Source organism: Streptomyces sp. NPDC043726 (assembly GCF_056436565.1).
In genome coordinates, this window is the sequence record NZ_JBWKCI010000001.1 from 164292 (window position 1) to 184909 (window position 20618).

Sequence of the window (20618 nt, forward strand, 5' to 3'; positions counted from 1 at the left end):
CGGTCTCCTTCGGACGGGTGCGCAACGAGTGGGCGGTGTTCAGGAGGGTGATTCCAGCCGGTCGTCACTCCGTGGTATCGGCCGGCGCGGGTCGTCGTAGAGCATGGCCAGGTGCTCGGCCCAACTCGCCTCCGCGTCCGCCTCGCTGATCCGCTCACGCAGCACCCGTACCTGCTCGGGCAGGGCGGTCACCCTGCGGGCGGCGGAGATCATCCTGGACGCGGAGTCGTGGAGTTCCTCGCAGCCTTCACCGCAGCCGTGCGTGTGTTCGGACCGCAGATTCCACAGCATGAGGCCGTACCCGGCCACGACCGCTTCGGTGAGCGGGCCACGACTTTCGGCCGGTGGCCGACAGAGCACGGGAACGGCACCCGGTGGTGCGGCGTCCAGTGTGTCCCTCGCGAAGACCGGGGACTGCACGGGGAGCGCCTTGAGACCGCCCTCGACGACGCCGCGCCAACGCTCCCGCCACATGGCCTCGGGCTCGCCACGCCGCTTCAGGCAGCGCAGCACGACCTGCCGGTGCACACCGAAGGGCCGCTCGGCGGGGTCCGGCCGCAAGCTGCGGACGACCGGGCCGGGGCGCCAGAGATGGATGTCGACATCGAAGTGCTCTATGGGCAGGGCGAGTTCCAGCCGGGTCCGCCAAGGGCCGTCGAGCTGGGCGAAGGCGTGGGCCAGCGGTGCGCCGAGCACGTAAGGGAGTGCGGCGAGCGCTGCTCCCTCGTCCGGTGGGCTCTCGTCCAGGACGCGTACGGTGTCGGCGTCCCCGCGCCAGGCCCAGATCCGCCAGTGGAAGCGGTCGTGCGGCTGGAAATGGTCCGGGTCCAGCTCCACGGCGACGACGGGTCCGTCGCCGTCGTCCGGTCCCACGGGTCCGCTCGCGCGGGGCTGGAAGGAGACGGGCCGCGTGTCGTCGTTGCCGACGACCAACACCCGCAGATGGTCGGGCAGCCGACCTGCCCGGTGCTCGACCCAGCGCTCCAGTTCGCGTGCGGCGCCGGGCGATCGCCGCGTGTTGGCGCGGGCCACGGCATGCAGGTAGTGCAGTGAGCGGAGATCTGCGTCTTCCCCCGACTCGTCCAACCAGCCCTGGCCGTCTCGCCAGTCGACCGGGGCGGTCTCGTCCTCCCAGAGTGGCTCGTGGCCGAGCACACGGGCGATCACGTCCTGGAGTTCGGCCGGGGAGTCGGGGGGCGGCAGTCCGGCGAGCAGCGCGGCCGCCACCGCGTTGTCCCGCGGCGTCCAGGCGCGAGCGTCGCCGGTCCTCGAATTGTCCTGCAGCCTCACCCACGACAGGGAGCCGGTGGCAGCTTGGTGCCACCGGTCGTGCGCGCGGATCAGTTCCGCGTACGGGTCCGCTCCGAGGCCCTCCTCACCGCCTGCCGGCCGTGCGCCGCGGAAGCGGCGCAGGGCGGCCGTGGATACGGCTAGGCCGCCGTCCCGTCCCGCGCGACGGGCCTTGACGATGCCCACGACCGTGCCGTGCTCCTGGTCGAGGAGCGGTCCCCCGGAAGCCCCGCTCGGTATCTCCGTCTGCGGCGCGAGAGTGAGGCCGTACGCGCCGAGTCGGCCGTTGCACACGCTCTCGCCGTGCCAGCGTTGCGGCTCGCCGTCCCGCGGGCTGCGCCAACCGTGCGCGGCAACGCCGAGCGGGCGGTCACAACGGTCCGTGAGCCGCACACACGCGTGGTGGACGTCTTCGAGGAGTCGCACGAGGGCCAGGTCGTCCTCGGGGTCGGCGCCTCCTCCGAGCCAGTAGCCGAGCCGGGCGGACGCATCCAGCTGATACCCCCGAACGCTGAGCGGACCCACGTCTTCCGGGCCGCGGCCGAGCGGCAGGACGTGCGCGCACGTCAGCAGCCATCCGGGCGCGACGAAGAAGCCGCTGCCCCACAGGGTGCCGGGGTCGCCGTCGGGGCCGAGGCGGACGGTGGCGCGCGCGGCGAGCTGTCCGAGCTGGTCGGTCATGCCGAGGCGGCGTCCCGGTCCCCGTCGGCCGGCGGAACGGGGACATCGCCGACGGCTCCGGCCCGCTCGCCCTGCCACGTGAGCGTGATCGACAACGCCGCCTTGGCCTCCCCGTCGGCGAGCAGGGCGACGGCCTTGCCGGGCTTGAGCGCCAGTTCTACACCGAAGGTGGCGCTGACCTCGTCGGGCCGTACAGCGCGCGCCGCGTCCAGGACCGCACCGCCCACGCCTCGCACGAGCTCATTGAGCTGGTCGACCCTGGCGGCCATGTGGTCGAGTGCACCGACGTCCTGGTAGGCGAATTCGTCAGCGCCAGCCTGCACCTCGTCGGGATCGAGCACACTGACCCGGGCGAGCACCTTCGCGCCGCCGGGAAGCTCGATCTCCTGGATCCTGCGTTCCACTGCTGCCGCCCCCGTACGCACCTGGCCAACTCGTCGCGCCGTGAAGGCCGTTACCGACCTCGGCTGGTGCCGACCATTGTGCCCGGGCACGCGCGCGCGGAGCGATGGTTTGCGCGCACTTATCCTTGAGCCATGTACTTCACCGACCGAGGCATCGAAGAGCTGGAGAAGCGGCGCGGCGAGGAGGAGGTCACCTTCGAGTGGCTCGCCGAGCAGCTGCGGACGTTCGTGGACCTCAACCCGGACTTCGAGGTTCCGGTGGAGCGGCTGGCGACGTGGCTGGCGCGGCTGGACGACGAGGACGAGGAGTAGTCCTTCGCCGAGGGCGAGGAGCAGTTCTTCGCTGTACGGCCGTACTGAGCGGGGTGCCTTGGAGGCGCCCGTTCGTCGGTCCGGGGCCGCTCAGTCGCGCGGGCGCGTCACGTCGTACGCCAGGCCCAGCGCCCCGTGCGCCAGCAGCAGTGCCCCCGCCGCGGTCCAGCCCGCGCTGCGCCGCCGTAGGCCGAGGGCCGCGAGCGGGAGGCCCGCGGCGAGCTGGACGGCGCCGAGCAGGCGGGCCTTGGGAGTGCCGGACCAGGGGAGCCAGGGGCCCAGCCGGCTCGCGTCGACGGCGTCGAGCTCCGTGCGGACCGTCTGCCGCCAGCCCGGCCACTCGACCGCCCGCGCGTGGGGCTGGAGGCGGGCGGCGTGGCGCAGGCCGTCGGCGGGTTCGCCGGGGGTGAGACCGGGGGGCAGGGAGACTCCCGCGCGGGTGAGGACGGCGAGCAGGCCGCTCAGGCGGGCGCGGGCGTCGGCCTGGGGGTCCGGTTTGGTGAGCGCCTCCAGGGACTCCATGTCCAGGACGGGATCGAGGCCCAGCCGCGCGGCGAAGGTGCGCATGGCCTCGTCCTCGCCGACCGGGGTGCCGTTGGTGAGCCAGACGTAGCCGACGGGACGGCGGAAGCCGGACGCCAGGAGGTACCCGGCGCGGTCCTCGTCCCACCACAGGGCGAGCACGGGCCAGGGTGCGCCGACGGCGAGGGCGGTGGCCCATCCGGCGAGCACGCGGTCGACCGGCTCGCCGTCGTCCGTCCAGGGCCTGCCCTCGGGCACGAGCACGCTCCACTCCTCACCGGCCGGGGTGAGCAGCATGCGTTCGCGCAGGAGGTGGGCGGCGGGGGCGACGTGATCCGGCACCGCCCGGCAGAGCAGCAGGGCTCCGGGAGTCGACATGGTCACACGCTAGGGCGTTTTGTCATGGTTCGTCATATTCGAGGGTCGCAATGCTCCCCGAAAGAGTGTCTTGACTTTCCGTGTGCGCGATATATCGTGAATGACAGGAGACGCGATATGGCGTGTTGTCTGGGGAGGTCGTCACCATGTCCGAGTGGTCGGTCGAGGAGCCGAGGAAGCTCACCTTCGACGAACCGGTGCGGGAGCTGCACGTACGGATCGTCAATGGAACGGTGAACGTGGTGGGCACCGACGAAGGTTCCGCCCGCCTGGAGGTCTCCCGGCTCGAAGGGCCTCCCCTGCTGGTCACCCAGGAGGGCGGCACTCTGACGGTCGCCTACGAGGACCTGCCCTGGAAGGGCTTCCTGAAGTGGCTGGACCGCAAGGGCTGGCGGCGCAGTGCCGTGGTCTCCCTCGCGGTGCCGGCCGACACCCGGGTCGAGGTGGGCGTGGTCGGCGCGGGCGCGGTCGTCTCCGGGGTGCGCGGCCCCTCGGTGGTGAAGGGGGTCACCGGCGACACGACCCTGGTGGGGCTCTCCGGCCCGGTGCGCGCCGACACGGTCTCCGGGAATCTTGAGGCCCAGGCGGTCACCGGCGACCTGCGCTTCAACTCCGTCTCCGGGGACCTGACGGTCGTCGAGGGCGCGGGGTCCTCGGTGCGGGCGGACTCGGTCAGCGGCTCGATGATCGTCGACCTCGACCCGGACGGCCCGACCGACGTCCGGCTCACCAGCGTCTCCGGCGAGATCGCCATCCGGCTGCCCCAGCCGGCCGACGCCGACGTCGAGGCCAACACCGCGAGCGGCACCATCTCCAACGCCTTCGACGGACTCCGGGTGCACGGGCAGTGGGGCGCCCACAAGATCACCGGTCGGCTGGGCGCGGGCAACGGCAAGCTGCGGGCCACCACCGTCTCCGGCTCCATCGCCCTGCTGCGCAGGCCACCCCGCGAGGAGGAACCCTGGGACGCGGAGGGCTGGGAGGAGGCCCCGGTGGAGAGCACCCCGGCCGGCGCGGGAGAGAATTCCGACTCCGGCCCGGGTACGACGCCCTCCACCGAAGCCGACTCGGGCGACGACCGGGCCGACGGCACGACCGACAAGAAGGTGCTCTGACATGCCTCCCGTCTTCGCCCACGGCCGCCTGCGCCTGTATCTGCTGAAGCTGCTGGACGAGGCCCCGCGCCACGGCTACGAGGTGATCCGCCTCCTGGAGGAGCGCTTCCAGGGCCTGTACGCCCCCTCGGCGGGCACGGTCTACCCCCGGCTGGCGAAGCTGGAGAGCGAGGGTCTGGTCACGCACACCACCGAGGGCGGCCGGAAGGTGTACGCCATCACGGACGCGGGGCGGGCCGAGCTGGCCGACCGCAGTGGCGAACTGGCCGACCTGGAGCTGGAGATCCGGGAGTCGGTCGCGGAGCTCGCCGCCGAGATCCGGGCCGATGTGCGCGGCGCCGCCGGGGATCTGCGGCGCGAGATGCGGGAGGCGGCGTCCGAGGCCCGCCAGGGCAACGGCGCCAAGGGGGACGCCCCCTTCGGCGACTTCACGGAGTACACCGACAAGGAGGCCTGGCGGGCGGCGAAGGAGGAGATGCGCCGCGCCAAGCAGGAGTGGAAGGAGCAGGCCCGGCGCGCCAAGGACGAGAGCCGCCGTGCCCGCGAGGAGGCCCAGCGTGCGCGGCGCCAGGCCAAGGAGGCGCAGGACCGGGCCCGCGCCCAGGCGCAGGAGGAGATGCAGCGCATCGCCAAGCGGGTCCAGGAGCATGTGCAGGACCACTTCACCCGGGGCGACTGGCCGACCGGCGTGCGCGAGGGCCTGACGGAACTGGCCAAGGAGTTCGGCGAGTTCGGGAAGGACTACGGCAAGGGGTTCAGCAGGGACTGGGACTTCGGCTTCGGCCGCCCCGGCACCGCGGCGAAGCCCCAGCCCGCGGACACCCCGGAGTACGCGGACACCCCGGAGGACTTCCCCGGGACGTACGAACCGTCCTGGGCCCATGAGACCCCCACCGGCGACCCGGCCCGCGACCTGGACCGCCTCCTGGACCGCTTCCGGGACGACATCCGTGACGCGGCCCGCGACCACGGTGTCACCCCGGACCAGCTCCGCGACGCCCGCCGCCATCTGTCGACAGCGGCGGCCCACATAGCGGCACTGCTCAGGACACCGAAGGCGTGAGACAGCCGGAGGCCGGAGACAGTCGGGGCCTTAGACATCCGGGGCCTTAGACATCCGGGACTGGAACATCCGGAGGCCTGAGACAGCCGGGGGCCTGTGACTTCCGGGGGCCCGAGACAGCCGCAGGCCCGAGAGACGTCCGGGCCTCGAAGGTCTGACCCGGAGAGCCTGTCCGCCTGGGCCTGACCGGAAGGCCAGACCTCGAAGGCCTGACCCGGAGAGCCTGACCCCGCCTGGGCCTGACCCGGAAGGCCAGACCTCGAAGGCCTGACCCGGAGAGCCTGACCCCGCCTGGGCCTGACCCGGAAGGCCAGACCTCGAAGGCCTGACCCGGAGGGCCCGGGTCGGTCACCCGGCCTTGGCCTCGCCGCCGCCCTCTCCGTACAGCACGCGGGTGAGGGACAGGTTCGTCACGCCGTGGTCGGCCAGGGTCTCCGCCGCCACTCCGGGGCGGGCGGTGAGGGCGAGGAGGATGTGCTCGTCGCCGATATGGCGGTCGTTGTGGGCGAGAGCGATCCGCAGCGACTGCTCCAGCGTCTTCTTGGCCTCCCGGCCGAACGAGGGGCGTCCCTTGCCCTTCCGGCCCCCGGACATCGCGCCGACGCCGTGCACCTCCTCGACCCGGGCGACGATCTCCGCGACGTCGATGCCGAGACCCGCGAGGGCGTCCGCGTCGGCCCGGGACAGACCGGCCCGCCGCCGGGCCGCGCCGAGCGCCTCCCGTACCGACTCCTTGCGCTCCGCGAGCCCCGCCGCGGCCAGCGCGAAGGAGGCGCGGCTGCCCTCCCGGTCGAGCAGCGCGAGCAGCAGATGCTCGGCGTCCACCGTGCCGGCCCCCGACCGTTCCGCGTGCTCGACCGCGCCCAGGACGACCGCCCGGGCATCCTTCGTGAACCGCTCGAACATCAATGCCTCCCGTACTTCTTGTGCACGGCCTGCCTGCTGACACCGAGCTCCGCGGCGATCTCCTGCCACGACCACCCCTGATTGCGCGCACTGCGCACCTGCACCGCCTCCAGCTGCTCCAGCAGCCGGCGCAGCGCGGCGACGGCACGCAGGCCGACCCGGGGGTCGCGGTCACCCGCGCGCTCGGCGAGATCCGTTGCCTCACTCATATCGTCAACCTACGTTGACAGCTCGGCCATGTCAACCAGAGTTGACACACCCGGTACGCGAAAGGCGGGCCCGGACATCACCCGGACCCGCCTGGCCGAACTCCTGGCCCCGAACCCCGCTCAGGAGTTGGTGAGCACGATCTTGCCGAACAGCTCCCCCGTGGCCATCTTCTCGAAGCCCTCGCGCGCCCGGTCCATCGGCAGCACCTCGTCGATGACGGGCCGCACACCGGTGGCGGCGCAGAAGGCGAGGAGGTCCTCCAGCTCGTCCTTGGTCCCCATCGTGGAGCCGACGACCTTCAGCTCCAGGAAGAAGATCCGGGTCAGCTCGGCGTGCGAGGGCCGGTCACCGCTGGTGGCGCCGGAGATGACCAGCGTGCCCCCCGGCTTGAGCGACTTCACCGAGTGCGACCAGGTCGCGGCGCCCACGGTCTCGATGACCGCGTCGACCCGCTCCGGCAGCCGCGCACCCGACTCCACCGCCTCCACGGCGCCGAGCTCCAGGGCCCGCTTCCGCTTGGCCTCGTCCCGGCTGGTGGCGAAGACCCGCAGTCCGGCCGCCTTGCCGAGCACGATCGCGGCCGTGGCCACCCCGCCGCCGGCGCCCTGGACCAGGACGGAGTCACCGGGCCGTACGCCCGCGTTGGTGAAGAGCATGCGGTACGCCGTCAGCCAGGCCGTGGGCAGACAGGCGGCCTCCGCGAAGGACAGCTCCTTCGGCTTGGGCAGGACGTTCCACGTCGGCACGGCGACCTGGTCGGCGAAGGTGCCCTGGTAGCGCTCGGTGAGGATGGAGCGGGGTTCCCTGGGGCCGACCCCGTGCCCGCTCTGGCCGATGACGGAGTGCAGGACGACCTCGTTGCCGTCCTCGTCGACGCCGGCGGCGTCGCAGCCGAGGATCATCGGCAGCTTGTCCTCCGCGAGGCCGACGCCCCGCAGGGACCAGAGGTCGTGATGGTTGAGGGAGGCGGCCCTGACATTGACGACGCTCCAGCCGGAACGGGCCTCGGGGGCGGGACGCTCCCCCAACTCGAGCCCGGTGAGCGGCTGGTCGCGGTCGATGCGGGCGGCGTAGACGGCGAACATGACCTTGACGATAGGCTCCGGCGGCGGCGCGGGGAACCGAGGAGCCGTGTGACACATGCCCTCTTGCGGCAGCCGCGGGTCCGCACCAGGCGGCCCGTCGCGGGCCCGTGGCCCCGGACCACCCGACCGGCCCAACCTCCAGGTAAAAAATGACCCCGGCCGGAGAACCCGGCCGGGGTCACTCAGTCAGCGCTCAGCTCAGCGCCGAGCCACACCCTCCGCACGCGCCGCGGCGGCGACCGCCGCCGTGACCGCCGGAGCGACCCGCTCGTCGAAAGGCGAGGGGATGACGTAGTCGGCGGACAGGTCGTCGCCGACCACGGACGCCAGCGCCTCCGCCGCCGCGATCTTCATGCCCTCCGTGATCCGGGAGGCCCGCACCTGGAGCGCGCCCGCGAAGATGCCCGGGAACGCCAGCACGTTGTTGATCTGGTTCGGGAAGTCCGACCGTCCCGTCGCCACGACCGCCGCGTACTTGTGCGCGACGTCCGGGTGCACCTCGGGGTTCGGGTTGGCCATCGCGAACACGAAGGCACCCTCCGCCATGGAGGCCACCGCGGGCTCCGGCACCGTGCCGCCGGAGACGCCGATGAAGACATCGGCGCCGGCCAGGGCGTCCTCGAGCGAGCCGGTGAGCCCGGCCTTGTTGGTGAAGGAGGCGACCTCGCGCTTCACGTCGGTCAGATCCGCACGATCCGCCGAGATGATGCCCTTGCGGTCCGCCAGCGCGACATCCCCGATGCCGGCCTCGACCAGCATCTTGGCGATGGCGACCCCGGCCGCTCCGGCGCCCGAGATGACCGCCCGGAGCTGCCCGATCTCCCGCCCGCTCAGCCGCGCCGCGTTCCGCAGCGCCGCCAGCGTCACGACCGCCGTACCGTGCTGGTCGTCGTGGAAGATCGGGATGTCCAGGGCTTCCTGCAGCCGCCGCTCGATCTCGAAGCACCGGGGCGCCGAGATGTCCTCGAGGTTGACGCCGCCGAAGGAGGGCGCGAGACGGACCACCGTCTCGACGATCTCGTCGACGTCGGTGCAGTTCAGCGCGATCGGCACCGCGTCCACGCCGCCGAACTGCTTGAACAGGATGGCCTTGCCCTCCATCACCGGAAGGGAGGCCTCAGGACCGATGTCACCGAGTCCCAGCACGGCCGTACCGTCCGTCACGACGGCGACGACCGACGACTTCCACGTGTAGTCGTGCACGAGCTCGGGCTGCTCGGCGATGGCGCTGCACACTTTCGCCACGCCGGGTGTGTACGCGAGGGACAGGTCGTCCTTGTCGCGGATCGGCACGGTGGCTTGCACTGCCATCTTGCCGCCGCGGTGCAGCGCGAACGCGGGGTCGAAGGAATCGAGGGGCTCCGCCCCTCCGTCCTGACCCGTATCGCTGTCGCTGCGAGGATTGACGATCTCCGCTGCCACTTTGTCTGACCCCTTAAGTATTCATGGTTTGAGGGTGGCCACTCCCAGGTGAGGGGTGGGCGGGCACCGCGCACGGCCCAGTTACCGATACGTACGGTCACTTGAGGCCATATACGCGACGGGCGCGCCGCACACGCGCCCTGAGCCCCGGATGAGGGGTGTAAAGCACCTTCTTACCGGACGGACGGCGTCGAGGACGAGTCCAATACGTGCAAGCTCACATGGCGGAACGAAGAACGATCATCGATCACCGCATACCGGTGACATGAATCATGCGACGTCATAAGGACAATTAGCCGTACCCCCTTGACGCGCGCCCGAGTCGGACTCAAGCGCCAGGAGGGCGGGGCCGTCCGGTGATCCGCATACTGAGATGCGCCGAAGATCTTCCGGCCGGAAGCGGGGATTCCCGCAGATGCTGCGGTCACGATGTACCGACCTGGTGGGGTTCGGGAGTAACCCGTTATCCGATTTTGACATGGCTGGCCCCCTGAATCGCTCAGTCCGAATGGCAAGATGCCGTAATCACACGAGGTCGCGACACTCGAAGACGTGTGCTCTCGTCGACCCATCGGCAACTCCACCCATCCGCCGGAGGAACCCACCATGACCGCAAGCTCCACCCGTCGTACGACCGCCACGCGCCGCCGGCTGGCAGCGGTCGGCTCGATCGCGGTCGCAGGCGCACTGATTCTCACCGGTTGCGGTGACCAGACCGACAGCGGCAGCGACAGCTCGGAGTCGAAGGAGACCGGGAAGTCCAGCACCGCTCCCCTCTTCTCCAAGCTGCCCAAGAAGATCCAGGAGGCGGGCGAGATCAAGGTCGGCACCAACGCCGAGTACGCCCCCATGGAGTACCAGGAGGGCGGCAAGATCGTCGGTGTCGACCCCGACATCGCCGCCGCGCTGGGCGAGCAGCTGGGCGTCGAGTTCAAGTTCACCTCCGGCTCGTTCGACGGCCTGATCACGTCCCTGAACTCGGGCCGCTACGACGTCGCCATGTCCTCCATCACGGACAACAAGCAGCGCCAGGAGGGCCTGGACGACAACGGCAAGAAGCTCGGCCCGGGTGTCGACTTCGTCGACTACTTCGTCGCCGGCACGGCCGTGTACGTCCAGAAGGGCAACCCGAAGAAGATCAACTCGATCGAGGACCTCTGCGGCCAGACCGCGGCCGTCCAGCGCGGCACGACCTACGAGCAGGCGCTGAAGGACCAGTCCAAGAAGTGCACGGACGGCGGCGACAAGGCGATCAAGATCGAGTCGTTCGAGAATGACACCGAGGCCCAGACCCGAGTGAAGTCGGGCGGCGCGGTCGCGGGCGTCAACGACTACCCGGTCGCTGTCGACCTGGCCCGCAAGGCCGACGGCGGCAACGCCTTCGAGGTCGTCGGCGAGCAGATCGACGCCGGCCCCTTCGGCATCGCCGTGAACAAGGACAACAAGGAGCTCACCGCGGCGCTGGAAGAGGCCGTCAACGCCATCATCGAGGACGGCACCTACATGAAGATCCTCGAGAAGTGGGGCGCCGAGACCGGCGCGATCGACAAGGCCGAGATCAACGGCGGCAAGTGACGGTCCGAGCACCATTGAAGGGCAGTCACCGTGACTGACAAGTTCGACAAGGAACCGGCCGACGCCAAGCCGTCGGCCGGGGCCTCCAAGGAGGGCTCGGCCCTCCCGCCCGAGGCGATCAAGGCGATCCCGGTCCGCCACTACGGCCGCTGGGTCAGCGGTGTGATCGTGCTGGCCCTGCTGGCCCTGCTGGTGAACGCGTTCGCCACCGCCAAGAAGATCAACTGGGACGCCGTCGGCGAGTACATCTTCGACTCCACGGTCATGGCGGGCGCCGGCCGCACGCTCCTGATCAGCGTCCTGGCGATGATCATGGGCGTGGTCCTCGGCGTCATCCTGGCCGTGATGCGGATGTCCAAGAACCCGGTGACCAGCTCGGTCGCCTGGCTCTACATCTGGATCTTCCGGGGCACCCCGGTCTACGTCCAGCTGCTCATCTGGTTCAACCTGGCGCTGGTCTTCGAGTACCTGAACCTCGGTCCGTTCTACAAGGACGAGATGGTCCAGGTCATGACCCCGTTCATGGCGGCGCTGCTGGGCCTCGGCCTGAACGAGGCCGCGTACATGGCCGAGATCTGCCGGGCCGGCCTGATGGCCGTCGACGAGGGCCAGACCGAGGCCGCGCACGCGCTCGGCATGAGCCACGGAAAGACGCTGCGCCGCATCGTCATTCCCCAGGCGATGCGCGTCATCGTGCCGCCCACGGGCAACGAGTTCATCAACATGCTCAAGACCTCGTCGCTGGTCTATGTCGTGACCTACAACGAACTGCTGCGGGCCACCTCGACGATCGGCTCCACGTCGTACGCCGTGATGGAGCTGCTCTTCGTGGCGTCCATCTGGTACCTGGTCATGACCAGCGTGTTCAGCGTCTTCCAGTACTACCTGGAGCGCCGTTTCGCGCGGGGTTCGCTGCGCCAGCTCCCGCCCACGCCGTGGCAGAAGGTCAAGGCGAACATGCTCTCGCTCGGCCGTGAAAGGGGTGCGTCGGCATGACCGCCATGGTGAAGGCCGAGGGCGTCCACAAGTCGTTCGGCGCCGTGAAGGTCCTCCAGGGCATCGACCTGGAGGTGCAGACCGGCGAGGTGTTCTGCCTCATCGGCCCCTCCGGCTCCGGCAAGTCGACGTTCCTCAGGTGCATCAACCACCTGGAGAAGATCAACGCCGGCCGGCTGTACGTCGACGGTGAGCTGGTCGGCTACCGCCAGAAGGGCGACAAGCTGTACGAGCTCAAGGACAGCGAGGTCGCGCTCCAGCGCCGGGACATCGGCATGGTGTTCCAGCGGTTCAACCTGTTCCCCCACATGACGGCCGTGGAGAACGTCATGGAGGCGCCGATCCAGGTCAAGGGCGCGAGCAAGGGCCAGGCCAAAGAGCGGGCGCGGGAGCTGCTGGAGCGGGTCGGCCTCGGTGACAAGGCCGGCAACTACCCCTCGCAGCTCTCCGGCGGTCAGCAGCAGCGCGTGGCGATCGCCCGCGCGCTGGCGATGGACCCGAAGCTGATGCTGTTCGACGAGCCGACCTCGGCGCTGGACCCGGAGCTGGTCGGTGACGTCCTCGACGTCATGCGCGACCTCGCCGAGTCCGGTATGACGATGGTCGTCGTCACCCACGAGATGGGCTTCGCCCGCGAGGTGGGCGACAACCTCGTCTTCATGGACGGCGGTGTGGTGGTCGAGTCCGGCAACCCGCGCGACGTCCTGACGGACCCGCAGCACGAGCGCACGAAGGCGTTCCTGTCGAAGGTCCTCTGACGCGGAACACGACGAAGGGGCGGTACGGGTCTTCCGTACCGCCCCTTCTCGCTGCGCGGCCTACTTCAGCGCGAGCAGCAGGGTGTCCGAGGGCGAGCACCACACCGGACGCGCCTCCCCGAACCCCTTCTCGCGCAGCACGCGCGCGTGCCACTGCGCCGAGGGGGTGTCGCCGTCGGCGTGCTCGCCGTAGATCTCGAAGCGGCGGGCGGTCGGGGCGGCGAGGACCGGGTCCTGTGCGGCGACCTCCCACCACTCGGCCCAGTCCAGGGCCCCGTCCCGCTTGGCCCGCTCCATGAGGGCGTGCCGCTGCGCCCGCTCGGCCGCGTTGATCCGGGGCGTGGACTCGTCGATCATGTGGTCCGCGTTCAGGAAGACACCGCCGTCGCGGACGAGGCCCGCGACCTGGCCGTAGAGATCCGCGAGGGGTTCGCTGTGCAGCCAGTGCAGGGCCGTGGCGGTCAGTACGGCGTCGTAGGAGTCGTACGGCAGCCTCGCCGGCCAGTCCGGGTCCTTGAGGTCGGCGGTGACGAGGGTGACCCGCTCGTCGCCGGCGAAGGTGCCCTCGGCGATGGTGAGGAGGGCCGGGTCGAGGTCGACGCCGGTGCTCACCGCGTCCGGGAACCGGGCGAGCAGTCGGGCGGTGATCGAGCCGGTGCCGCAGGCCAGGTCGAGGACCCGGGGCGCGGGCCCGACGAGCGCCTCGACCATGTCGAGCATGATCCGGAAGCGTTCCTCCCGGTCGGGCATGTACCACTCCTGCTGCCGGTCCCAGCTCTCCTGCCAGGCCTGCCAGTCGGTTCCGGTACTCGTGGTCATGGAAGCCCCCTCTTCGGACGCATGCGTAATACCCTGGAAGCACGATCGTCTGTTACCCCGACCGCACCACGACCATAGAACGCCTCCGTAAGGACTACAAGTGGAACTGGCCTATTACTCGGACTACGCCGTACGTCTCGTCAACAGCGAGGACCCGGCCCGGGGCAAGGACACGCTGACGTCCGTCGAGGCCGTCCGCGAGCTGTTCGGCGTGAACCAGTCGGCGGCCCGGCGCGCCGCGGACGCCGACGTGACCCGGTTCCGCTCGGTCCGGGCACGGCTGCGCGCGGTCTTCGAGGCGGCGGACACCGGGGACGAGACCCTCGCCGTCGACCTGCTCAACTCACTGCTGCTGGAGTTCCCGGTCAGCCCGCAGATCTCCGGGCACGACTTCCGGGACGACGACGGCCGCCCGCTGTGGCACATGCATCTCGCGGACCACCCGTCGAACGTGACCGCGGGCTACGCGGCCATCGCGGCGATGGGCCTCGCCTTCCACCTCACCGAGTACGGCGTGGACCGCCTCGGCCTGTGCGAGGCGGCGCCGTGCCGCAACGCCTACCTCGACACCTCGACCAACCGGTCCCGGCGCTACTGCTCCGACCGCTGCGCCACCCGTGCGAACGTGGCCGCCTACCGCGCCCGCAAGCGCCTGGAGGCGGACCGGTCGGAGAGCACGGGCCGGACGGCGGACAGCGCCCAGAGCACCAGCGCGAACGGCGAGCGCTGAGCCGCCTTGCGCGGCCGGAACCTCATCCGCACCTTCCCCAGCACCAGTTCGGCCGGGACCGTGCCGTAGTCCGTGCTGTCCCCGCCCGCGTAACTGTTGTCCCCGAGCACCCACCAGCCGCCCTCGCGGCGCTCCGCCGCCCGCTTGACGACCAGCAGGTCCTGCTGGAACGGATGACGCAGGACGACCACGTCACCGGGCCGGATCCGGGCCCCGTAGTGCACCAGCAGCCGGTCCCCGTGGTTCAGCGTGGGCACCATCGACGGCCCGGTCACCTCGGCCGGCCCGAAGGGCAGCAACGGCCGCCCGCGTTCGGTCTCCTGCGACAGCTCCGGCATCACCGGCACCTCCCCGGTCCTATCCTCCACCAGTCTCAGTCTGACCCTGGACTTTTGTCCTAAGCCCATGGGGGCACTCGCGAAAACCAGTCCCGCAGGGAGTAATGTCCCACCTGAGAAGACGATCACGAGGAAGGAATGCTCCATGCTTTCCCGCCTGTTTGCCCCCAAGGTCAAGGTCAGCGCGCACTGCGACCTGCCCTGCGGTGTGTACGACCCGGCCCAGGCCCGCATCGAGGCGGAGTCGGTCAAGGCCGTGCAGGAGAAGATGGCCGCCAACGACGACCCGCACTTCCAGGCCCGTGCGACCGTCATCAAGGAGCAGCGCGCCGAGCTGGCCAAGCACCACGTGTCGGTCCTGTGGAGCGACTACTTCAAGCCCCCGCACTTCGAGAAGTACCCGGAGCTGCACCAGCTGGTCAACGACGCCCTGAAGGCCCTCTCGGCCGCGAAGGCGTCCACCGACCCGGCCACCGGTCAGAAGGCCCTGGACTACATCGCCCAGATCGACAAGATCTTCTGGGAGACCAAGAAGGCCTGAGCGTCACCAGGTCTCGATCGAGGGGTCCGGCCGGTCGGCAGGGCCCCTCGACTGTCATGCTGGCGGGGTGAACACCGAGGATCTGGTCCGGTTGCGGCGCGCGCGTGACCGTATGGACCGGGAGTACACCGAGCCCCTCGACGTCACCGCGCTCGCCCGGACCGCACTGATGTCGCCGGGCCACTTCCAGCGCAGCTTCCGCGCCGCGTACGGCGAGACCCCGTACGCCTATCTCATGACGCGCCGGATCGAGCGGGCCAAGGCCCTGCTGCGGCGCGGCGACCTGAGCGTGACCGAGGTGTGCATGGCCGTCGGCTGCACCTCCCTCGGCTCCTTCAGCGCCCGCTTCACCGAGCTGGTCGGCGAGACGCCGAGCGCGTACCGGGCCCGCTCCCACGAGGACAGCGCGCGGATCCCGCCCTGTGTGGCCCGCCGCTTCACCCGGCCGAAACGCTCGTAGCGGCCTAGCCTGCTGCCATGGACATCAAGCTCAAGAACTGTTTCCTCGCCGTCGACGACCACGACAAGGCGATCGCCTTCTACCGGGACGTCCTGGGCATGGAGGTCCGCAACGACGTCGGGTTCGAGGGCATGCGCTGGGTGACCGTGGGTTCGCCGGCCCAGCCCGACGTGGACATCGTCCTGGAGCCGCCGGGCGCGGACCCGAACATCTCCCCCGCCGACCGGGAGGCCATGGCGGGCCTGCTCGCCAAGGGTGTACTGCACGGGGTCAACTTCACCACCGACGACTGCGACGCCCTCTTCGCCCGGGTACGGGAAGCCGGCGCCGACGTCATCCAGGAGCCGATGGACCAGCCGTACGGCATGCGCGACTGCGCGTTCCGGGACCCCGCGGGGAACATGCTGCGGTTCATGGAACCGAACAGCTGAACCAGTCAACTGATCTACGATCGCGTCCATGACCATCCGCTGGACGTACGCCTTCGTCGACCGGCCGGCCGCCGTCTTCGGCCCCGCCTGCGACTTCTGGACCGCCGTCACGAACACCGGCCTGTCCGGACTCCGGGGCGACCAGGGCGAGTTCGTGACCCTGCTGCCCAAGTCGGGTGATCCCTCCGTCAAGGTCCAGGGGGTCGCCGAGGGGGACGGCGGGGCCCATCTGGACTTCGTCGTCGAGGACGTGCCGGACTTCGTGGAGCGGGCGCTGCGCACCGGCGCGGAACAGGTCGCCGAGCACGACGGCTGGGCCGTACTGCGCTCCCCGGCCGGGCAGTTGTTCTGCGCGGTGCCCTGGGCCGGGGAGACGGTACGGCCGCCCGTGGTGCGCGGCACCCGCCTCGACCAGGTCTGCCTCGACACCCCGCCGTCGCGCTACGACGCCGAAGTCGCCTTCTGGAGCGCCCTGTTGCCGGAGTGGGAGTCGGCGCCGGGTTCCCTCCCGGAGTTCCACGTGGTCAAGCCGCCGCCCCAGCTGCCCGTCCGCGTCCTGATCCAGCGGCTCGGCGAGGAGCGTCCGGCCTCGGCCCACCTGGACCTGGCCTGCGCGGACCTGGAGGCGACCCGGTCGGCCCACGAGGAGCTCGGCGCCACGCTCGTGCGCCGCGGCGGCCACTGGCTCGTGATGCGCGACCCGGCGGGCGGCGTGTACTGCCTGACCGGACGGGACCCGCACACGGGCGGCCTGCCAACCTAGGCCGGGACGAGGGGGGGCTAGGCCGGGACGAGGGGGCTTAGCGCCAGACCCAGGGCTCCACCCCGACCACAGCGTCCACCGGGACCGGCCCGTACACATGCGGGAACTCCTCGCCGCCGGGCTCGGCCGCCTCGTAGCGCACGGGCGCGTCGAGGCGGCCGGGGTCCACGACGAGGACCACGAGATCGTCCAGATCACTGAAGACGGCCGCCGCGACGCGCGGGAGCTGGACGCGCGTCGAGCAATGGATGAACCCCTCCTCCTGGAGGGTCCTCCCGCGCGTGGAGATCTCGTAGGTGCCCGCGGCCCGGGCCGCGTCCCACTGGGAGCGTCGGGTGAGGTGCAGGATCGGCTCGCTCATGCGTTCACGTTACGGCGTCAGCCGCGCCGCCCGCCCCCGCAAATACCGCTGCTCCGGCAGGCTCATGGTCTGCGCGGCCGCCGACTCGTAGGCGGCCCGGGCCTCCTCGTGGGCCCCGGCACGCTCCAGCAGATGCGCCCGTACGGCGTCCCGGCGGTGCCCCAACTCCCCCGCCAGCGCGTCCACCTCGGCGAGCCCCGCCTCCGGTCCGCGCACCATGGCGACGGCGACCGCCCGGTTCAGGCGCTCCACGGGACCGGGCACGAGGCCCACCAGGACGTCGTACAGGCCGAGGATCTCCCGCCAGTCCGTGGCGTCCGCGGTCGGCGCCTCGTCGTGCACGGCGGCGATGGCCGCGCGGAGCTGGTACGGCCCCGCCGGGCCCGAGCCGAGCGCCCGGGTGACCAGCGCGACGCCCTCCTCGATCGCGGCCTTGTCCCAGCGCTCGCGGTCCTGTTCGTCGAGGGGCACGAGGTCGCCGTGCGGGCCGGTGCGGGCGTCCCGGCGGGCGTCGGTGAGCAGCATCAGCGCGAGCAGCCCGGCCACCTCGCCGGTGTCGGGGAGCAGCCGGTGGACCATCCGGGCCAGCCGGATCGCCTCGCCCGCGAGCTCGCGGCGCTGCAGGCTCCGGCCCGAGGTCGCCGTATAGCCCTCGTTGAAGATCAGGTAGAGGGTGTGCAGCACGGCGGGCAGCCGCTCGGCCCAGTTGTCGGGGCGCCCGAAGCTCACCCCGCGCACCTTCTGCTTGGCCCGGCTGATGCGCTGGGCCATGGTGGCCTCGGGCACCAGGTACGCGCGGGCGATCTCCGCCGTGGTCAGACCGCCGACCGCGCGCAGGGTCAGCGCGACCTGCGCGGGCGCGGTCAGATCGGGATGGCAGCACAGGAACAGCAGGGACAGGCTGTCGTCCTCACGGGGAGCCCGGTCGGCACCGGAGGCGAGACGCTCGCCGAGGGCCACGGCCCGCTCCTCCCGCGCCCGCCGGGCGTCCTCCGCCCGCAGCGCGTCGACCAGCTTCCGCGAGGCCACCCGGATGAGCCAGCCGCGCGGATTGTCCGGCACCCCGGCCGACGGCCACCGCCCGGCCGCGGCGAGCAGCGCCTCCTGTACGGCGTCCTCGGCGGCGTCGAAATGGCCGTACCGCCGCACGAGCGCGCCGAGGACCTGCGGCGCGTTACGGCGCAGCAGGTCCTCGACGGTGTCGCTCACGGGAGTCGTGTCGTTCGCCGGGCTCAGACGTCCCCGGCGTCCTCGCCGATCGGCCGGATGACGACCGGGTAGACCGGGGCGCCCTCGGGCTGGGGGCACTCCAGGACCCGGGCGGCGATCTCGGTGACGCGCTCCAGGCTCGCGCAGTCCAGGACCCAGTAGCCGGCCAGCAGCTCCTTGGTCTCGCCGTACGGGCCATCGGTGATGACGGGCTTGCCGTCCGTGCCGAGGCCGACGTGCCGGGCCCGGGCGGGCTCGGTCAGCCCCTGGGCGTCGATCATCTCGCCGCTCTCGGCCAGCTCGTCGTTGAGCTTGCCCATGAACGCGAACATCGCCTGGACGTCCTGCTCGGTCCACGCCGGGGAGTTCTCGGACGCCCGGCCCTTCATGGCCTCGTAGTCGACCTGGCTGCCCTGCACCATGACCAGGTACTTCATGACTGGCTCCTTCGTCTCGCGCCGCCGTTCGGGCGGCTCTCACAGGGGACGTCGGAGCCGGGCCCGTGTTCTCGACATGGTTCGGGTCGGAGTTTCAGGAATTGCTCGCGGCGGGTTCCTCGGGCTCCTCCCGACGCCCGGGTTCCTCCCGACGCCCGGGTTCCTCCTGGCCTCCGGGCTCCGTATGAAGATCGTGGTGGCGGCGGCGCCGGTGGTGGTGGTGCGGGTGGTGCTCCTGGGTCTCTTCCTCGGCGCCCTGCATGACGAAGGCCTCGCACTTGGGGTTGCGGCAGGGGCCGGACACCCAGCGCGGTACCCACGCGCCCAGCGTCTTATGACGCCGGACGACCGTTTCGACGGACTGTCCGCAGACGGGACAGGCGTGTTCTTCGCTGTCCATGCCATCCAGGGTAGGCCGGTCAGCGCTTCCGTGCGTAGGTGCGGACCAGCACTCCGTTACCGAACGTCCGTACGTTCTCCAGGGTGAAGTCGGTGACGGTGAAGCCGGCGCCGAACATCGGCATGCCCGCGCCGTACACCTGCGGGTAGGTCTTGATCACCAGCTCGTCGATCTCGTCGAGCAGTTCGCCCGCGACCTGGGAGCCGCCGCAGAGCCAGATGCCGAGCTCGCTGTCCTCGGCCTTCAGCTCACGGACCCGGGCGACCAGGTCGCCGTCGAGCACGGTGACGTTCGGGTCCGGGGAGGGCCCGAGGGTGCGCGAGGCGACGAACTCGCGCAGATGGCCGTACGGGCTGGTCTCGCCCAGGTCGAGGGCGAGCTGGTAGCTGCCGCGGCCCTGGATCACCGAGTCGAAGTGCAGGTTCTCGGCGCCCTTCAGGCCGAGCTGCTCCCGGCCCTGGGCGGGGATGGTGTCGGGCCAGGTCGACGCGAGATAGCCGAGGAACTCCTCGTCCAGGTAGGCGAACATCGACGTGGCGTCGCCGTCGGGGTCCCCGATGAAGCCGTCGATGGAGCAGGCGATGAAGTACGTGAGCTTGCGCAAGCGGGTCTCTTTCCGTGGGCTGCGAAGTGAAGTGCTTCAGTTGTAGTACTTCACTTGTAGTGGTTGCAAGCCCATATCGGGATCGGGCTGTAAGTGAGAGGGCTAATTCCGCTACGGCTCAGCACACAGCCTGCGGCTCAGCGCATGGCCTGCGGCTCCCGCCACATCGGGAACATCTGTGGGCCGTCGGGCAGGTCGAGGGGACCGCCGTGCAGCGCGAAGCCGAGGCGCTCGTACAGCCGGCGGCTGCGGGCGCTGCTCGCCTCCAGGTACGCGGGGACGCCGTCGCTGTCGCAGCGGTCGAGTACGGCGCCGATGAGCGCGGTGCCGAGGCCCTCGCCCTGCCGGTCGGGGGAGACGCCGATCATCCACAGGTACTCGTGGGCGCGGTCGGCTGGGTGGATCTCGGCGGTGAGCCTGGCTATCAGCTCGACGCGTTCGTTCGCCGGGTCCACCGCCTCGCGGACCTGGGCGGCCCCGTCGTCGTCGGCGTCGTGGTCCCCGTCCCCGGCGGGCGTCGGCAGCCACAGTGCGCAGGCCGAGCCGTCCGCGGTCACGTCGACGCGGCCGTCGGCCAGCACGATGTCGGTGAAGGCCGCCATCAGCCGGTGGTGGGTCGCCCTGCGGTACTCGGTGCCGGGGAAGACCCAGCCGCTGACGGGATCGTCCTGGAAGGCCTCGTCCAGCAGCCGCACCACCAAGTCCCGGTCCGCCGCGGTCGCCGTCCGGATCGCCACACCCATGTTCCGCCCCTCCGTCGCAATCGGCCTTGATCGTAAGGGGGTTGGGGGTGGCGTGGCGGGGGCGG

The 20618-nt window shown here is 70.9% G+C and carries 26 protein-coding genes; 11 read left to right on the plus strand and 15 right to left on the minus strand.

The genetic code is table 11. From position 1 onward, the window contains the following. Positions 1-39: 39 nt before the first annotated feature. Together AC068Z_RS00730 and AC068Z_RS00735 are read right to left on the minus strand one after the other, a co-directional pair. Positions 40-1971, minus strand: coding sequence for a VMAP-C domain-containing protein (locus tag AC068Z_RS00730; protein WP_478550986.1), 1932 nt, complete (start codon positions 1969-1971; stop codon positions 40-42). After that, a complete protein-coding gene (locus AC068Z_RS00735) occupies positions 1968-2375 on the minus strand; it encodes a CU044_2847 family protein (RefSeq protein ID WP_478550988.1) in 408 nt (135 codons plus the stop codon). Before AC068Z_RS00735 ends, AC068Z_RS00730 begins: the two co-directional genes overlap by 4 nt. A 132-nt stretch (positions 2376-2507) precedes the next feature. Between AC068Z_RS00735 and AC068Z_RS00740 the strand changes: the two genes are divergently transcribed. After that, complete coding sequence (locus AC068Z_RS00740; protein ID WP_023586593.1) at positions 2508-2687, plus strand: DUF6104 family protein; 180 nt, start codon at positions 2508-2510, stop codon at positions 2685-2687. Between the two features lie 90 nt (positions 2688-2777). Here the strand turns inward: AC068Z_RS00740 and AC068Z_RS00745 are convergent, their stop codons facing one another. Then, positions 2778-3587 (minus strand): hypothetical protein, encoded by an 810-nt coding sequence (locus tag AC068Z_RS00745; RefSeq protein ID WP_478550990.1) that lies wholly within the window; start codon positions 3585-3587, stop codon positions 2778-2780. A 146-nt stretch (positions 3588-3733) separates the two neighbouring features. On the opposite strand from AC068Z_RS00745, the gene AC068Z_RS00750 reads away from it, so the two are divergent. Continuing rightward, the gene (locus AC068Z_RS00750) at positions 3734-4702 is read left to right on the plus strand and encodes a DUF4097 family beta strand repeat-containing protein (RefSeq protein ID WP_478550992.1); all 969 of its coding nucleotides are present in this window, start codon (positions 3734-3736) and stop codon (positions 4700-4702) included. A 1-nt stretch (position 4703) separates the two neighbouring features. Continuing rightward, positions 4704-5765: a PadR family transcriptional regulator gene (locus AC068Z_RS00755; RefSeq protein WP_478550993.1), complete on the plus strand. Its 1062-nt coding sequence runs from the start codon at positions 4704-4706 to the stop codon at positions 5763-5765. Positions 5766-6113: 348 nt separating this feature from the next. Here AC068Z_RS00755 and AC068Z_RS00760 read toward each other — a convergent pair whose 3' ends face one another. The 4 genes from AC068Z_RS00760 to AC068Z_RS00775 all read right to left on the minus strand — a co-directional run bounded on the left by AC068Z_RS00760 (position 6114) and on the right by AC068Z_RS00775 (position 9388). Further along, positions 6114-6671: a Clp protease N-terminal domain-containing protein gene (locus AC068Z_RS00760; RefSeq protein WP_478550995.1), complete on the minus strand. Its 558-nt coding sequence runs from the start codon at positions 6669-6671 to the stop codon at positions 6114-6116. Then, a complete protein-coding gene (locus tag AC068Z_RS00765) occupies positions 6671-6880 on the minus strand; it encodes a helix-turn-helix domain-containing protein (RefSeq protein WP_014674937.1) in 210 nt (69 codons plus the stop codon). Before AC068Z_RS00765 ends, AC068Z_RS00760 begins: the two co-directional genes overlap by 1 nt. Positions 6881-7000: 120 nt before the next feature. Continuing rightward, entirely contained in the window at positions 7001-7966 is a 966-nt protein-coding gene (locus AC068Z_RS00770; RefSeq protein ID WP_478550997.1) for a zinc-binding dehydrogenase, read from the minus strand. 198 nt (positions 7967-8164) lie between these two features. After that, positions 8165-9388: an NAD(P)-dependent malic enzyme gene (locus tag AC068Z_RS00775; protein WP_478550999.1), complete on the minus strand. Its 1224-nt coding sequence runs from the start codon at positions 9386-9388 to the stop codon at positions 8165-8167. A gap of 606 nt (positions 9389-9994) precedes the next feature. On the opposite strand from AC068Z_RS00775, the gene AC068Z_RS00780 reads away from it, so the two are divergent. The 3 genes from AC068Z_RS00780 to AC068Z_RS00790 are packed head-to-tail and all read left to right on the plus strand — an operon-like array spanning position 9995 to position 12717. Next, positions 9995-10963, plus strand: coding sequence for an ABC transporter substrate-binding protein (locus tag AC068Z_RS00780; RefSeq protein ID WP_478551000.1), 969 nt, complete (start codon positions 9995-9997; stop codon positions 10961-10963). 30 nt (positions 10964-10993) lie between these two features. Further along, positions 10994-11959, plus strand: a complete 966-nt coding sequence (locus AC068Z_RS00785) for an amino acid ABC transporter permease (RefSeq protein ID WP_478551001.1) — start codon at positions 10994-10996, stop codon at positions 11957-11959. After that, positions 11956-12717 (plus strand): amino acid ABC transporter ATP-binding protein, encoded by a 762-nt coding sequence (locus AC068Z_RS00790; RefSeq protein WP_478551003.1) that lies wholly within the window; start codon positions 11956-11958, stop codon positions 12715-12717. Before AC068Z_RS00785 ends, AC068Z_RS00790 begins: the two co-directional genes overlap by 4 nt. Positions 12718-12777: 60 nt before the next feature. Here the strand turns inward: AC068Z_RS00790 and AC068Z_RS00795 are convergent, their stop codons facing one another. Further along, entirely contained in the window at positions 12778-13536 is a 759-nt protein-coding gene (locus tag AC068Z_RS00795; RefSeq protein WP_478551005.1) for a class I SAM-dependent methyltransferase, read from the minus strand. Positions 13537-13636: 100 nt separating this feature from the next. Here AC068Z_RS00795 and AC068Z_RS00800 point away from each other — a divergent pair, with 100 nt between their 5' ends. Further along, positions 13637-14266, plus strand: a complete 630-nt coding sequence (locus tag AC068Z_RS00800; RefSeq protein WP_478551007.1) for a CGNR zinc finger domain-containing protein — start codon at positions 13637-13639, stop codon at positions 14264-14266. Here the strand turns inward: AC068Z_RS00800 and sodX are convergent. Then, entirely contained in the window at positions 14170-14604 is a 435-nt protein-coding gene (sodX, locus tag AC068Z_RS00805) for a nickel-type superoxide dismutase maturation protease (RefSeq protein ID WP_478552242.1), read from the minus strand. The two genes, AC068Z_RS00800 and sodX, sit on opposite strands and share 97 nt — an antisense overlap. 145 nt (positions 14605-14749) lie before the next feature. Here sodX and sodN point away from each other — a divergent pair, with 145 nt between their 5' ends. The 4 genes from sodN (at position 14750) to AC068Z_RS00825 (ending at position 16799) form a co-directional block, all read left to right on the plus strand. Beyond that, complete coding sequence (gene sodN / locus AC068Z_RS00810; protein WP_020123534.1) at positions 14750-15145, plus strand: superoxide dismutase, Ni; 396 nt, start codon at positions 14750-14752, stop codon at positions 15143-15145. A gap of 67 nt (positions 15146-15212) precedes the next feature. Beyond that, on the plus strand, positions 15213-15605 hold the full coding sequence (locus AC068Z_RS00815; protein WP_478551009.1) for a helix-turn-helix transcriptional regulator: 393 nt from the start codon (positions 15213-15215) through the stop codon (positions 15603-15605). Positions 15606-15622: 17 nt separating this feature from the next. Further along, entirely contained in the window at positions 15623-16036 is a 414-nt protein-coding gene (locus tag AC068Z_RS00820; protein WP_478551011.1) for a VOC family protein, read from the plus strand. A 28-nt stretch (positions 16037-16064) separates the two neighbouring features. Next, positions 16065-16799: a VOC family protein gene (locus tag AC068Z_RS00825; protein ID WP_478551012.1), complete on the plus strand. Its 735-nt coding sequence runs from the start codon at positions 16065-16067 to the stop codon at positions 16797-16799. A 37-nt stretch (positions 16800-16836) separates the two neighbouring features. On the opposite strand, the gene AC068Z_RS00830 is transcribed toward AC068Z_RS00825, so the two are convergent. From AC068Z_RS00830 to AC068Z_RS00855, 6 genes are all read right to left on the minus strand, one after another. Further along, a complete protein-coding gene (locus AC068Z_RS00830) occupies positions 16837-17160 on the minus strand; it encodes a DUF952 domain-containing protein (RefSeq protein WP_478551013.1) in 324 nt (107 codons plus the stop codon). A gap of 9 nt (positions 17161-17169) precedes the next feature. Then, entirely contained in the window at positions 17170-18369 is a 1200-nt protein-coding gene (locus AC068Z_RS00835; RefSeq protein WP_478551015.1) for an RNA polymerase sigma factor, read from the minus strand. Between the two features lie 23 nt (positions 18370-18392). Next, positions 18393-18806 carry a YciI family protein gene (locus tag AC068Z_RS00840; RefSeq protein ID WP_478551017.1) on the minus strand — a complete coding sequence of 138 codons (414 nt, stop codon included), beginning with the start codon at positions 18804-18806 and terminating at the stop codon, positions 18393-18395. A 94-nt stretch (positions 18807-18900) separates the two neighbouring features. Then, positions 18901-19206, minus strand: coding sequence for a hypothetical protein (locus AC068Z_RS00845; protein WP_478551018.1), 306 nt, complete (start codon positions 19204-19206; stop codon positions 18901-18903). Between the two features lie 19 nt (positions 19207-19225). Further along, on the minus strand, positions 19226-19810 hold the full coding sequence (locus tag AC068Z_RS00850; protein WP_478551019.1) for a dihydrofolate reductase family protein: 585 nt from the start codon (positions 19808-19810) through the stop codon (positions 19226-19228). Positions 19811-19947: 137 nt separating this feature from the next. Then, a complete protein-coding gene (locus AC068Z_RS00855) occupies positions 19948-20553 on the minus strand; it encodes a GNAT family N-acetyltransferase (RefSeq protein ID WP_478551021.1) in 606 nt (201 codons plus the stop codon). Between the last annotated feature and the right edge of the window lie 65 nt (positions 20554-20618).

Excerpts from the sequence above, each read along its gene's own strand:
- AC068Z_RS00730 (WP_478550986.1), bottom strand. The coding sequence starts at position 1,971 with ATGACCGACCAGCTCGGACAGCTCGCCGCGCGCGCCACCGTCCGCCTC.
- AC068Z_RS00740 (WP_023586593.1), top strand. The coding sequence starts at position 2,508 with ATGTACTTCACCGACCGAGGCATCGAAGAGCTGGAGAAGCGGCGCGGC.
- AC068Z_RS00745 (WP_478550990.1), bottom strand. The coding sequence starts at position 3,587 with ATGTCGACTCCCGGAGCCCTGCTGCTCTGCCGGGCGGTGCCGGATCAC.
- AC068Z_RS00750 (WP_478550992.1), top strand. The coding sequence starts at position 3,734 with ATGTCCGAGTGGTCGGTCGAGGAGCCGAGGAAGCTCACCTTCGACGAA.
- AC068Z_RS00755 (WP_478550993.1), top strand. The coding sequence starts at position 4,704 with ATGCCTCCCGTCTTCGCCCACGGCCGCCTGCGCCTGTATCTGCTGAAG.
- AC068Z_RS00760 (WP_478550995.1), bottom strand. The coding sequence starts at position 6,671 with ATGTTCGAGCGGTTCACGAAGGATGCCCGGGCGGTCGTCCTGGGCGCG.
- AC068Z_RS00765 (WP_014674937.1), bottom strand. The coding sequence starts at position 6,880 with ATGAGTGAGGCAACGGATCTCGCCGAGCGCGCGGGTGACCGCGACCCC.
- AC068Z_RS00770 (WP_478550997.1), bottom strand. The coding sequence starts at position 7,966 with ATGTTCGCCGTCTACGCCGCCCGCATCGACCGCGACCAGCCGCTCACC.
- AC068Z_RS00780 (WP_478551000.1), top strand. The coding sequence starts at position 9,995 with ATGACCGCAAGCTCCACCCGTCGTACGACCGCCACGCGCCGCCGGCTG.
- AC068Z_RS00790 (WP_478551003.1), top strand. The coding sequence starts at position 11,956 with ATGACCGCCATGGTGAAGGCCGAGGGCGTCCACAAGTCGTTCGGCGCC.
- AC068Z_RS00795 (WP_478551005.1), bottom strand. The coding sequence starts at position 13,536 with ATGACCACGAGTACCGGAACCGACTGGCAGGCCTGGCAGGAGAGCTGG.
- sodX (WP_478552242.1), bottom strand. The coding sequence starts at position 14,604 with ATGCCGGAGCTGTCGCAGGAGACCGAACGCGGGCGGCCGTTGCTGCCC.
- sodN (WP_020123534.1), top strand. The coding sequence starts at position 14,750 with ATGCTTTCCCGCCTGTTTGCCCCCAAGGTCAAGGTCAGCGCGCACTGC.
- AC068Z_RS00820 (WP_478551011.1), top strand. The coding sequence starts at position 15,623 with ATGGACATCAAGCTCAAGAACTGTTTCCTCGCCGTCGACGACCACGAC.
- AC068Z_RS00825 (WP_478551012.1), top strand. The coding sequence starts at position 16,065 with ATGACCATCCGCTGGACGTACGCCTTCGTCGACCGGCCGGCCGCCGTC.
- AC068Z_RS00830 (WP_478551013.1), bottom strand. The coding sequence starts at position 17,160 with ATGAGCGAGCCGATCCTGCACCTCACCCGACGCTCCCAGTGGGACGCG.
- AC068Z_RS00840 (WP_478551017.1), bottom strand. The coding sequence starts at position 18,806 with ATGAAGTACCTGGTCATGGTGCAGGGCAGCCAGGTCGACTACGAGGCC.
- AC068Z_RS00845 (WP_478551018.1), bottom strand. The coding sequence starts at position 19,206 with ATGGACAGCGAAGAACACGCCTGTCCCGTCTGCGGACAGTCCGTCGAA.
- AC068Z_RS00855 (WP_478551021.1), bottom strand. The coding sequence starts at position 20,553 with ATGGGTGTGGCGATCCGGACGGCGACCGCGGCGGACCGGGACTTGGTG.